Below are 12,386 nucleotides of genomic sequence, written 5' to 3'. Positions count from 1 at the left end.
CAAACTGGACGCGCAAATCCCACGGATCTAACCGATGATTTCTCAATTTATTAAAGTTTTCAGTGACTCGAGTACTGGGGTGCGAAGCAAGCTCTTCGGTATCTACGGTGTGCTAATCGCGATCAATATGCTCGCGTGGATCTGGGCCGTCGTGGCATTCCGCAACCATCCCCTGCTGCTTGGAACCGCCTTGCTGGCCTATGGTTTCGGCTTGCGTCATGCCGTCGATGCCGACCACATCGCGGCAATCGACAATGTCACCCGCAAATTGATGCAGGAAAAGAAGCGGCCCGTAGCAGTTGGCTTCTTCTTCTCGCTCGGCCATTCAACGGTCGTCGTTCTCGCGTCAGTCGCGGTTGCCATTACCGCGTCCGCCATTCAGACGCGTTTTGATCACTACAAGGAAATTGGCGGGATCATCGGAACACTGGTGTCGGCGCTGTTTCTGTTCGCGATCGCGCTGATGAATCTGATCATTCTTAAGTCGATCTATCATGCGTGGCGCCACGTCAGAAACGGCGGCAAGTATGTTGAAGACGATTTCGACATGCTGCTGGCGGATCGCGGATTTCTGGCCCGGCTCTTTCGCCCACTGTTCCGCCTGATCACCCGCAGCTGGCACATGTACCCGCTGGGTTTCCTGTTTGGCCTGGGATTCGATACAGCGACCGAAATCGGCTTGCTCGGGATCGCCGCAACCCAGGCGTCAAAGGGTCTCTCGCCATGGGCAATCATGGTGTTTCCCGCACTGTTCAGCGCGGGTATGTCGCTGATCGATACGCTTGACGGACACCTGATGCTGGGCGCCTATGGTTGGGCCTACCTGAAGCCGATCCGTAAGATTTACTACAACATGACCATCACGTTGGTGTCGGTCATTGTGGCCGTGGTGATCGGCGGTATCGAAGCGCTGGGGCTGATCGCCGACCAGTTGAAGCTGCAAGGTCCGGTGTGGGATGCCATCGGCACGCTGAACGATAATTTTGGAACCCTCGGATACATCATTATCGGCATCTTCGTGCTTAGCTGGATTGCGTCGGTCCTGATCTATCGGGCGAAGCGTTTCGACGAACTGGACGTGAGCCGCTAGCGGCATGCGTCATGTCTGCATCGTCGCCCGAGCCGCAGGCGGAGAATTACCCGAGGAGATGCGGCCGACGATGCATCTCCTCTACCGGTATCACTGAGGCTTGCGCGCGTAGTAGATATCCCATTCGCCTTCTGTCTGTTTCACAAACCCGTGTCGTTGATAAAAGCGGTTTGAGTCACTATCGCGGAGCGCGCCTAGCCTGACTGCAATCGATCGCGCGTCAGCGTCTGAGAGGATCGCCGCGAGTACCGTCGAGCCGATGCCCTTCCCTTGATGTTCAGGCAGGACATAAAAATGCTCGAGCATCAGATGATCGTCCGCGGGCCTCGTTAGGACGAAGCCTACAGTTACGCCGTCAACCACGATGAACTAGCACAAGGCCGGATCAAACGATGACAGGAAACGGTCGCGCGCCCGTTGCGGGTCGAAACGTCCGATACGTTCCAGGCTCTCTCTCATCGCTTCGATGCGCATTTGAACCAGTGTTTCAGCGTCGTTGTGCGTTGTACTTGCGAACGCCAGTTTCACCTTCGATGCCTCGTTAATGTTGCGTGGGTTAAGCGGTCCGATTGTCGGCCATCTTTGCCTTACTGTTCCGCCGCGCAAAAATTGGCTTCCACGTATTGACTCGGTGTTTCACCCAGCACACGACGGAATGCGACCGCAAATGCGCTAGGGTTTGCATAGCCGAGGTCCAGCGCGACCTGGGTCACTGGCTGCCCCAAGCTCAGGCGTTCGATCGCCGCCAGTAGACAGACCTGCTGCCGCCATTCACCGAAACTTACGCCGGACTGCGCGCGAAACAAGCGCGTGAAGGTCCGCCGGCTCATTCCCGCTTCGGCCGCGACGGTGTCCAGACTAATTGTGATCAAGGGCTCCAGGAATATACGCCGGCACACTCTCGCAAGACGCGGATCTGCAGGCAACGGGGCGTTCAACGAAAGCTGCGGCATGATCGCTATCTCCGCGACTAGCAATGCCATCAACTTGCCGGCACGTCCATCGTCGTCGTACAGCGCCGGCAGATCAACTGCCTCGTCGAACAGTTGCCTCAGTAGCGGCGAGACACCATACACACCGCACTGGGCGGCCAGCCCTGCCGTTCGTACGGTCTCGTCCGAGACGAATGTGTTCAGCATCGTTACCGCGCCACTCATCTTCATTTCGTGCGCGACACCCGCCGGTACCCAGCACGCTCGCTGCGGTGGCACGAGCCAGTTACCCTCGGGCGTCGCCAGGCTGATTGCGCCACGAGAGGCAAACGCAAATTGCCCGCGCCGATGCGAGTGCGAAGGGAAAGTCGAGCCGGCCGGATAGTCGTTCACGGTAACGACAACGCTGCGGGGAATATCCTCGTAGGGATCGAGCAGAGTATTGCGCATGGCCGAAATTCTACCGCCATTGACGCGATACCGAAGGCGGACCGTTTCCGTCAACTTTACGAAGCAATTAGCGAGACCTTCATACGGCCGCATTCCTGACCACTCGCTCTCACTGCCCAGGAATGCCACCAACCCGGCGCGGTCATTTAGACGAATTCAGGATTGCCGCCAGAAAGAGTAGCGATGCCGCAAGACTCAACACGCTGCGAACTGCGTGGAGTCGGCCCCATTTCTCAAGTAACGCCCGCGTTTCAGCCGACGTGAGATCGCGCCCTTGCATCAATAGCTGTGCATTGGTGGGCTTGATGACGATCAACGTGAATGGCACGACACTGCCTATTAGCAGCGCGCCGATCAGCCAGGTTACGCCGGCGCCCAGCGACCACGCCACAATGCCAAAGACGCAACTCAGAACGGCCAACGGCGCCTGCATCATCGTCGCGCGAGTGTAGCTTGGTGCCCAAACCGTCGCAGCTGTCCTGGTGTCGCATTGCATCCGGGCTGGATGCTCGACAAGACTGATGTAGATCGCGGCGCCAGCAAAAACCGCACAAGTCAGCATAGCGACGAACTCAGCAATCCAGAGCATACGCACCTCCAGTTGGATGCCTATCGGCACGCGCGGCCGCACTGCCCGGAAACGCGGTACCTATCGCGACTCCCGGTATTGCCCGCCCCGCTAGATAAGTTCAGCGATGCGAACAATGATGAATGCCGCCGGAACGAGCACCGCCTGCGCACATAGTGTTCCGAGAACGCGCGCGCCCGCAAGCGTTGTAATGGCTCGTCGGAAGCTGTTCTCCGACACCCGGCCTTCGATTACGTCGTCCGTCATCACCGAAACTTGCGGGTCGATGACGACCGCCAGTACCACGGTTGCGAAGCCATTGATCACCGACGATAGATTCGCGCATGTCACTCGCAAATCGGGCTTCAGGTATCCCGCATAAAGTGACGCGAAAACGCCGACCGTCCAGATTGCCATCGCTACAACATTCAGTGCGATGACTTTCCAGGAAACACCTGCACCAGTTGTCAGTTGGGTAACGTTCTGTCGCGAAGGGAGTCGCGCTCCATCCCGGATGTAGCTGACGCCCCCGCGACTGAAGATATGGAGCAGCAAACGAGGAACCGAGCGATTCGCCTGAAAGTGATCGACGGCGCGGCTGAAATAACGCTGGAAGGTGGGGATGAGAAATGTACCGACGATGCTTGCCACCGTGGCGGTCAACAGGAAAAGCCGAAAGTCGCCGAGCAAACCATGTTCCGCGTGACGCGCAATATCCAGCTCAACCCGCTTCGCGATGAATGGCCCCTGAAAGGAATTCGCCGTTCGGGAGACTAAAGCGATGATCCCGAATAGAGAAAATGACACGGCGATACGGCGTGTGCGAACGCCAGCGATCCGCACGGCATAGGCCAGTGTCGCGATCACATGAATTACAAACGTAAGCCCGCATATGATCCAAAGCTGAGTGTCCATGCTATCGCGGCGAGTTTGGCAAGGCATCAGTCTACCGGAGTGCGTTCCCGGCCCGATTCGGCCTGTCGCGTTTCGCCAAAGCAGTCACTGAACCGAGGCCGCCATTCGCTCCTCCCGCATGCCCTCAAATAACTTGCGTCGCTGCTTACGTTTCACCCAGACGCAGCATAGCGTCTGCGATGTCGACCAGTTTTGTGGCGCGCGCAATGTCCCCCGCGCCTTCGGCGGCTGCCACAAAGCCGACGACCCACAAGGCCGCGTAGAAGTAGATCGCCCGCAAAGCGTCGGCTCCCGGGCTCCAGCAGCGAATCAGTTCTTCCCCGTAGAAGCGGCCGGCCTCTCCAACGTCAGCGGCGAGGTGAGCGAGTGTCGTGCCGACCGACATCAATGGGTCGCCATAGCAGACCGAGTCGAAATCGATGATGCCTTGCAACTCGCCGCGCTCGACCAGAACATTCCTCGTCGTCAGATCGTCAAGAAAGCACGTGGGCGTCATCGAGGCAAAGTGGGGCTCGACCGATCTCCGTACAGCGCGCAGACGGGCACGCAGTTGCGCCAGCGGCGTTGCATCGACGGAGATCTCACCATTTGCTGGCTCGCCAAAGATATTCGTCCATTGCCCAAACGTCGGGTGTCCGCCGATCGGCGCCCAGCCGAAACCATTGCTGCGGGGCAAGCAGCCGACGCGTTTCTGATAATCGGTCACGGTTTCAGCGACACGTGTCATCCGTTCCGGGCGCATCTGCGACAGTTCATACTCGAGATCGCGACCCGGTATCCAGTTCAGGATGATGAACGAGCCGCCCGTTTCCGTATCACCGCTTGCGAGCACGCTCTGGACCGGCAGCTCCATTTCGCGCAGGATGCGCAGATTGTGCCCGGTGTGTGCGAAGCCGTTGCGGTGCGGGCTGACGCGAAGCACCGTCGATTCTCCTTCGGGAAGATCAACTCGAAAGATGCAGTTGCCACTTTGCGTGAGTAATTGCCGCTCTGCGGCGAGCGGATGCGTATGCAGGGCCGCCCGAACCAGTCCGGTGGCTTGTTCGTCGTCAATCACGTTTGTCCCCGCCCATTTCGCACTACATGAAGTGTGGCCGATTACAACGGATCTGCGTCGATAGAGCAATGGGGCGAATGTTTCCGTTTGTTATGTCATTACATTTTGGCAATGCCTGCTTGCGCTTGACTGTCGACGCGTCCTTGAACGAATGATCGCCCGATTCGAGCGACGGCCCCCGGACAGAATCACTGCGCGCGCCGCGCGTTGCGATGCACCAGCATCGCATGCGAGACTTCGTTGTCCTTGACACCGCATCTCGCGCACCGCGCATAAGCGCTACTGACGGCGCGGCAGGCGCACTGCGAACACGGTTTCTGTCTCGTCGGACCGCACCTCGATCTCACCACCATGGGCCTTGGCAATCTCGCGCGCGATATACAGTCCGAGCCCCAGGTTGCCCTCGGCGCCAGATGAGCCTTCCTGATTCAGACCACGCTGGAGTGGTTCAAAGATCCGATCCAGCGCTATTCGCTCGATGGCGGGCCCGTGGTTCACGACCGCAAAACGAACGTCCCGCGCGTCGCCGGTCATCACCACCCGCACCGGCGCGTCTGACGCGCCGTACTTGATCGCATTCAAAACCAGGTTGCCGAGCAACTGCTGCAGACGGCGCCCGTCCCAAACACCCCGGCAGTCACCTTCCACATTGAGATCGACCTGACGGTCTGGATGCGCCGCCCGCAACTGGTCGAGTTCGTCGGCAAGCAGTTTCTCCAGGTCGGCATCAGTCGGCGCGATGTTGATGCCCAAACCGAGCCGGGTTCGGTTGAAATCAAGCATATCGTTCAGAAGGGCCTGCATGCGAGCGCCGCTTCTGATCAAACGGGATGCGGCTACGGATACTTGCTCCCCAGCGTTCAGCGCCGCCAGATATTGGGCGGTCATCAGGATGGTCTGGAGTGGGCTGCGCATATCGTGCCCGAGCATGCCCAGCAAAAGGTTACGAGCCTGGTCTACTTGCGCGCTGAAATACCCGACCGATTCGGCAAGTGCCTGGTCGATGGCCTCGTTGAACCGGATGACATCGTCTGGATGTGAGGCCTCGGGCTGACATTCGTCCATCCAGAGGCGCAGGACGCTCGCTCGCAGGGCACGGTACTCGGCAGCCAACTGGTTGATGTCGAACCCGCCTCGCGCCCGCAAAAGGGCGTGCGACTGCGCAGCCGTCTCTGGCGCCCCGATCAGTACGGGGGCTCGTCCCATTGATTTTTCGGCTTGCGCTTCCCTGGTCTGAGCCGTCGCCAGATCCTTCGCTACCGCTTGCAGAATCTGTTGCGCATGGTCTCGCAGAGCGAGAGATTTCATGTTGGCGGCTGCCGGCAGCAGGGTGCCGGCAAACGCTTCCCATTGAAGCAAAATCGTTTCCATGTCGCGCAGAATGAAGTCAGCCAATCTCATGTTCGCGCTCGAAGAAGTGGGAAAGTTCGTGTGGAGTATTCGCTGAATTGATATTACCCGCAAATAGCTGCTTTGATTCTATCGGGTCCCTAAATTGCGTGACATAGGGGGCAACCTATAGGAACCCAATGTCCACTGAGAAAGCAGAGCGCTTACTCATCGCAGACGACGACCCGAATCTGATCGACGCCTACGTGCTGTTCTTCGAGGCTTGCGGTTACACCATCCAAACGGCCGCAGACGGTGTAGGCGCGCTCGCCGCGTACTGCGCCTGGCGTCCTGACGTGGTGATGCTCGATGTCCAGATGCCCGGCATGGACGGTCGGGCGGTGGCAAGAGAAATCCGGCGCATGAGCGTCATCCCCTGCCCATTGCTGGTGGCGGTGACCGCACTGGGCGCGCCCTCCGAACGGGTCGAATCGCTCAAGGCCGGCTTCGATCACCATTTTGTAAAACCGGCGCAACTTCCGGTCATTCTGACTGCCATAGCGTCCCGCAGGCACGATCAAACGGACCGTCGTATGGCTCTGGCCAGAACTCGGCCATCAAGGTGATGTTGATTCGTGGCGCCCCGGAAACTTCAGTCGACGGCGTTGACGTTCGGAAACTTGCCGCGGAACGCCTGCGGCATCGGCACGACCTTCTTCATCTCGTAGTTGAAGAACACGAAACCCGACTTCGCCATCGCGACAAGCGCGCCATCTGCCGGCCGCGTGATGCGGAAGATGATGTCCCCGCCATACTTGTTGAAATCCATGATGCCGACTTCGAAGCACAACTGGTCGCGTGCGTAGGCTTCGGCACGATAAGTCGTGGCGAGATCCGTCACGATGATGCTCGTGTGCGCGTCTTTCATGCCTTCGATGCCGGCATCGAACAGGAAGCGTGCGCGGGCCTCGGAAATCATCGAGATCATCGAATCGTTCGCGAGGTGGTTCGCACCGTTGATGTCGGTGACGCGCACCGTGAGATGCGTCGAGTAGTAAAACTGGTCCTCGGGAAACTGTAGTTGAATGCGGGCCATGGCGTGAAAATCGGGGTTGTGGGGGCGCACTTGAAGCGCGCTGACGCCTGAGATTCTAGCGGTTCGACGTGCAGGACGCGCGTAGAACCCAATACGTCGATCGTATGCAGGTGATCATGCGACCCCAACCAGTCCCTCGCTTCTCCCGGAAGCGGCCACTCCGGAGACGGAGAGCTAGCGAGCGTATTGGACCGTGATCGTCGCTTTTGCCAGTTCCTGGTAGTGAGCGACAAACCCGACCACTGCTGGCGTTGCAGTTTTATCGACGGACAAATCGGGGACCTTGAGCGCAGCGACCGTGATGACGTAGCGATGACGCTCGCCTTCAGGCGGACAGGGGCCCAGGTACCCTGCGTTGCCGGTATCGTTTCTGACGGCCATCGCGCCTTCGGGAAGTCTGCTGATCTCGTTCCCTGCGCCAAGGCTGAGCGTGTGAACGCTCGCCGGCAGATTTGCTACGACCCAGTGCCAGAATCCCGAGCCGGTAGGCGCATCGCGGTCGTACATCGTAACAAGAAAGCTTTTGGTTCCTGCTGGCTCACCAGACCAGCTGATCGCCGGCGAAATATTCCCGCCGTGGCACCCGAAGGCATTGGATATCTGAGCACTATTAAAGTGTCCGTCTGCCAGGTCATTGCTCTGGATTGCAAAACCGCCTGCTATCGCGTTGCTCATGGCAACCAGTCCGGCAAAAAACGTGAAGATGAATTGACCAGTTTTCATCGTGGATGCCTTTCAGAATAAGGGTAACGAGCGACATTGACATCTGGATTGAATCAGGATTGTCGCAACGCTTACCACGGCGAACAAGGCAACGGCCGATACTGGTATGGTCAATACTGGCATCCAGGCCAGCGTTCGTCGATGCTGTCCGATCGTCCGTTGCCAGACCTCGACGAGACCACCGGATCGCATTCCATCTTCAAGTACCCGTCGAGGTGTACTTGCTCACCCCAAAGCGCCACGCTGCAAAGCTAAGCGCCAGGAACGCGAATCCGGCAGCCGGCGAGAGAGGCAATAACCAGCGGGGCGCACCCAGCGGGTCCGCCTTGCCCAGGATGGCTAGCACCGGAAAGTATGCGACGCAGGCAATCGGCACCACGAAAATCAGAAAATTGCGAAACCAGCTCGCGTAGAAGTTGAGGGGGTATTGCGCCGCTTGCACACCGCCATAGGTCACGACGTTGACCACCTCCAGGCTTTCGACCGTCCAGAACGCAAGCGTTGCCTGCAGGACCAGCAAGCCGAAGAACAACGCTACACCGCCCGCGATCGTCCAGAGCATCAACGCAACCGCACCCACAGTCCAGTGAAAATCCAGCGCGCTGGTGGCAACCGCTATAACGGCAAGGCCCTGGACCAGGCGCCCCACTACTCGCAGCCGGAAATCGTGTCCGATTAGCTGCAGCGTGGCGGTGCGGGGGCGCAGCAGTATTCTGTCGAAGTCGCCCGTGCGCACGAATTCGTGGCCAAACACATCGAAGCCCCGGCTCATAAAATCGGCAATCGAAAAGCTGATGCTGATCGTGCCGAAGAACATGCAGATATCGCCAAACCGCCAGCTCTCGACGTCGCCGAACCGGTTAAATAGCGCCCAGATTCCGGCGAGTTCGATCACATTGGTCAGGAACGCACCGAAGCCCAACATCAGGCTTGAGGCCGGATACTGCAACTGCGCACGGATTGAGGTGACGAAGTAACGGCGCAGCAGGTAAAGGGCGTTCATCGCGTCACCCCCCTTGCACTTCGAGCCGGGTCATCACACTGCCGATCCCTTTACGGCCGAGGATGACAAATACCAGCGTCCAGAAAGCCTGAAGAGCCAAGCCACCCCATGCCGCCCCGCCAGTGAGCGCACCGATGTAGATCCGGGTGGGAATGTCGAGCATCCCCGCAAACGGCTGCGCGATAAGAACAGGTTGTAGCCAGTCGGGAAACAGGCCCAGTGGGATCAGATTGCCCGAAAACAGGATCACGAACGCAGGCGCGAGCGTGTTGATCCCGCGGTCGGTTAGCGTCGCGGTGATACAGAGATTGATCAACATCATGAAAGCCGCGCCCAGCAGGATCATCAGCACGAGCGAGATCGCAAAGAGCCCGCCCTGAAGAGCGTCGGACGGTGCGCGCCAGGACCACTCGCCGAGGCCGGCGAGCGGTAGCAGGACGGCAGCGGCGACGAACATCAGCGCGGCTCGGGGTAATGCGCGCGAGCTCATCCATGCCGTTGCACGAATGAACCACCACGCATAGGTATCGACCGGCCGCAGACGGTCGTAGCCCACAGCGCCGGTCCGCACGGCAGCAGCAACCTCGGGGTCGCCGCTCCACGGCTGCAGCGTGAACAACGCCTGGCCCAGCCATGTGTAGGTAATCACCTGCGCCAGCGTCATTGACGCGTGAGCATGCGCTGAGTGGCGATAGAAGGCCGCGTACACCATGACTTTGAGCCCGCCCCACCAGCACTGCGTGGTGAAGCCGGCGAGCGCGGCGGCCCGGTATTGCAGCATGGTCTTGAAGCGAGCGACAAACGCCGCGACGTAGGGGCGAAGGACGTTCATCGGGTCAGGCTTCGACTGCGCCGTGCAAGTGGTAGAACCGGGCGATGACCTCTTCGATCGCGGGCTGCTCGACGCGGATGTCCTCGACTGCATGTTCGGCCGCAATGCGCGCGATGAGCGCCGGCGCACCGATGACACGAGGATCGAAGGCGAGTTCTACTGAACGACCTTCACGTCGCAGCAACTGCGCGCCATCGATGGCGATTGCGGGCGCTTCACCGGCGAAATCCACCAGCAGGCGGCGATCGACCAGCACGTCGGAGCGCAACGCATCAAACGACTGATCGGCCAGCACCCGACCGTGACCGATGACGATCACCCGCTCAGCCAGCGCCTCGATGTCGTGCATGTCGTGGGTGGTCAGGAGCACGGTGACGCCGCGCTCGCGGTTCAGCGTCTTGACGAACTCGCGCACGGCAAGCTTCGACGGCGCATCGAGCCCAATGGTCGGCTCGTCCAGGAAAAGGATCGGCGGGGCATGCAGCAGCGCGGCCGCGATCTCGGCCCGCATCCTCTGTCCCAGCGACAGTTGACGCACGGGCTGATCGAGCACGCGCTCGAGTCGCAGCATGGCGACCAGCTCATCGCGAGTACGCAGGTAGGCTGCCGGTTCCACGCGATAGATATCGCGAAGCAGATCGAAGCCGTCGATAACGGGCAGGTCCCACCATAGTTGACTGCGTTGACCAAATACCGCACCGATACGGGCAACGTGAGCAATACGATTGTCGAACGGCACACGACCCTCGATCAGGACCTTACCGGCAGTGGGGCGCAGGATGCCGGAGAGAATCTTGATGGTTGTCGATTTGCCCGCTCCGTTGGGGCCGATAAATCCGAGCAGTTCGCCGTGCTGCAGGCTGAAACTGACATCCTTGAGGGCTTCGATCTCGCGCCAGCGGCGGCGAAACATGCCGAGTATGCCGGGCTGTCGTTCCCCGATGCGATAGGTTTTCGCGAGGCCCTCAACCACGATCTGAGACATGCCATCTCCATTGATTCATCGACGCGCCGACGCGTATCGTCAGCCGAGCCATGCCGGCAGAAACGCGCCAGATGTTATCAGAGGCGGGACGTCGTCAAGATATGGCGGGAGGCGGCACGGCCTGCATTACGCGAGATCATGTGTCAAAAGGTGTGGCGCATACCGATCTCCGCACCGAGCGTCGTGCCATTGGCCGGCGCGTAGAGCGCGTTGTTCACCTGGAGCCCCGTATAAATCAGTCCGCGGTTGTTCACCACGCCGAACTCGCCATAGATGGAGGTCCGTTTAGACAAGTAGTATTCCGTGCCCAGTTCGCCCATGACCGAATGGTTCTGGGTATGGTTGCGGTCGCTCGTCACCGTCACCTCGCCATTGACGTACAGGGCTGGCGTAACCGCATAAAGAAGACCACCGTTATAGACATCGTAGTTCACGAATTGGGCCACCTTGTAGCTGGTGAATGAGCCTTTCGCGGTCAGGCCGCCCAGGTAAAAGCCGATGCCAAGCGTGCGGCCCAGGAAGGGCTCGAGCGACGTGTTCGTAAGACTTAGCCCGTTAGTGAGGCCATTGCCGTCGAAAAAACCCGCGTTGATCATGAAGCTGCCAGTGTTGTACTCGAGGCTGGCCGAATACTGCCGCCCCGCCTGGAAGTTGCCGGCCACGCCTCCGAGCGCCAGCATGGCGCTGCCCTTGAACCATGCCAGGTTCGGACTCATATAGGTCACCGCATTCGCGACGAAAGTACCCGTCGCGAATGCGTTATCGGAGTAGTTCACCTGGGGGCCGCCGAACAACCCGAACGACAGCACGTCGGAGTCTTCCATCACCTTGAAGAATGGAGACTCCTGCAGCCCCGCTCTGACCTGCCCGTACTGGTTGGCCAATCCGACCCACGCCTCGCGCCCAAACAGGCCACCGTTCGAATCCTGGAAGCCGCCATTGGCGAGGTTGACGCCACTTTCAAGCTTGAAGATTGCCTTTGTCCCGCCGCCGAGGTCCTCGTAGCCGGTTATCCCGAAGATCGATGGCGTCATGCCGCCATTGACCATGGAAAACTGGTCAGGCCCCGCCTTCCTGGTCGACGCGCTGTACGTCTTGCTCGTGTACAGCAACCCGACGTCCAGATTTCCGTACAGGGTTACGCTGCTCTGCGCTCGCGCGAGACTGCACGTCAACTGCAGCGCGGAGGCCACACAAACCATCGCTGCCCGTGATGCGAATCTTCCTCTGCCGTTCATTCAATACTCCTAATTTTATTTGGAACATTGTTGTCACTGCATTTACGACCAGCGTACATCGGGTGCACGAGCCAATGACACGACTGGCAGACAGGAAGACCAGCCGCTGGCTACACGTCTATCGCGCCTGCCCGTGCCCCCGTTTTGCCGGCGGTCCCGCAGCCGCTC

General features: G+C 59.4%; 13 protein-coding genes and 1 pseudogene. 2 read left to right on the top strand and 12 right to left on the bottom strand.

From position 1 onward, the window contains the following. Positions 1 to 34: 34 nt before the first annotated feature. Positions 35 to 1,090 carry a HoxN/HupN/NixA family nickel/cobalt transporter gene (locus tag PQQ96_RS10140; RefSeq protein ID WP_408291309.1) on the top strand — a complete coding sequence of 352 codons (1,056 nt, stop codon included), beginning with the start codon at positions 35 to 37 and terminating at the stop codon, positions 1,088 to 1,090. A gap of 90 nt (positions 1,091 to 1,180) precedes the next feature. On the opposite strand, the pseudogene PQQ96_RS10135 reads toward PQQ96_RS10140, so the two are convergent. The 6 genes and pseudogenes from PQQ96_RS10135 to PQQ96_RS10110 all read right to left on the bottom strand — a co-directional run bounded on the left by PQQ96_RS10135 (position 1,181) and on the right by PQQ96_RS10110 (position 6,413). Continuing rightward, a pseudogene (locus PQQ96_RS10135) lies at positions 1,181 to 1,618 on the bottom strand (GNAT family N-acetyltransferase). 59 nt (positions 1,619 to 1,677) lie between these two features. Then, on the bottom strand, positions 1,678 to 2,472 hold the full coding sequence (locus tag PQQ96_RS10130) for an AraC family transcriptional regulator (RefSeq protein WP_408291307.1): 795 nt from the start codon (positions 2,470 to 2,472) through the stop codon (positions 1,678 to 1,680). Between the two features lie 142 nt (positions 2,473 to 2,614). Beyond that, a complete protein-coding gene (locus PQQ96_RS10125) occupies positions 2,615 to 3,061 on the bottom strand; it encodes an anthrone oxygenase family protein (protein WP_408291305.1) in 447 nt (148 codons plus the stop codon). Positions 3,062 to 3,151: 90 nt separating this feature from the next. After that, positions 3,152 to 3,955: a lipid II flippase Amj family protein gene (locus PQQ96_RS10120; RefSeq protein WP_408291304.1), complete on the bottom strand. Its 804-nt coding sequence runs from the start codon at positions 3,953 to 3,955 to the stop codon at positions 3,152 to 3,154. Between the two features lie 145 nt (positions 3,956 to 4,100). After that, positions 4,101 to 5,012 carry a phosphotransferase family protein gene (locus PQQ96_RS10115; protein ID WP_408291302.1) on the bottom strand — a complete coding sequence of 304 codons (912 nt, stop codon included), beginning with the start codon at positions 5,010 to 5,012 and terminating at the stop codon, positions 4,101 to 4,103. A gap of 279 nt (positions 5,013 to 5,291) precedes the next feature. After that, on the bottom strand, positions 5,292 to 6,413 hold the full coding sequence (locus tag PQQ96_RS10110; protein WP_408291300.1) for an ATP-binding protein: 1,122 nt from the start codon (positions 6,411 to 6,413) through the stop codon (positions 5,292 to 5,294). 128 nt (positions 6,414 to 6,541) lie between these two features. Between PQQ96_RS10110 and PQQ96_RS10105 the strand changes: the two genes are divergently transcribed. After that, positions 6,542 to 6,967: a response regulator gene (locus PQQ96_RS10105; RefSeq protein WP_408291298.1), complete on the top strand. Its 426-nt coding sequence runs from the start codon at positions 6,542 to 6,544 to the stop codon at positions 6,965 to 6,967. 26 nt (positions 6,968 to 6,993) lie between these two features. On the opposite strand, the gene PQQ96_RS10100 is transcribed toward PQQ96_RS10105, so the two are convergent. From PQQ96_RS10100 to PQQ96_RS10075, 6 genes are all read right to left on the bottom strand, one after another. After that, positions 6,994 to 7,437 carry a thioesterase family protein gene (locus tag PQQ96_RS10100; RefSeq protein ID WP_408291296.1) on the bottom strand — a complete coding sequence of 148 codons (444 nt, stop codon included), beginning with the start codon at positions 7,435 to 7,437 and terminating at the stop codon, positions 6,994 to 6,996. A gap of 174 nt (positions 7,438 to 7,611) precedes the next feature. Next, positions 7,612 to 8,160, bottom strand: coding sequence for a YbhB/YbcL family Raf kinase inhibitor-like protein (locus tag PQQ96_RS10095; RefSeq protein ID WP_408291294.1), 549 nt, complete (start codon positions 8,158 to 8,160; stop codon positions 7,612 to 7,614). Positions 8,161 to 8,359: 199 nt separating this feature from the next. Next, complete coding sequence (locus PQQ96_RS10090) at positions 8,360 to 9,163, bottom strand: ABC transporter permease (protein ID WP_408291292.1); 804 nt, start codon at positions 9,161 to 9,163, stop codon at positions 8,360 to 8,362. A gap of 4 nt (positions 9,164 to 9,167) precedes the next feature. After that, positions 9,168 to 9,995 (bottom strand): ABC transporter permease, encoded by an 828-nt coding sequence (locus PQQ96_RS10085; RefSeq protein ID WP_408291290.1) that lies wholly within the window; start codon positions 9,993 to 9,995, stop codon positions 9,168 to 9,170. A 4-nt stretch (positions 9,996 to 9,999) separates the two neighbouring features. Then, positions 10,000 to 10,980: an ABC transporter ATP-binding protein gene (locus PQQ96_RS10080; RefSeq protein ID WP_408291288.1), complete on the bottom strand. Its 981-nt coding sequence runs from the start codon at positions 10,978 to 10,980 to the stop codon at positions 10,000 to 10,002. Positions 10,981 to 11,123: 143 nt separating this feature from the next. Further along, on the bottom strand, positions 11,124 to 12,218 hold the full coding sequence (locus tag PQQ96_RS10075) for a porin (protein ID WP_408291286.1): 1,095 nt from the start codon (positions 12,216 to 12,218) through the stop codon (positions 11,124 to 11,126). Positions 12,219 to 12,386 lie beyond the last annotated feature (168 nt).

Source organism: Paraburkholderia sediminicola, assembly GCF_046027825.1.
Taxonomy (GTDB): Bacteria; Pseudomonadota; Gammaproteobacteria; order Burkholderiales; family Burkholderiaceae; genus Paraburkholderia; species Paraburkholderia sediminicola_D.
This window is presented reverse-complemented; position numbering and strand designations above follow the sequence as displayed.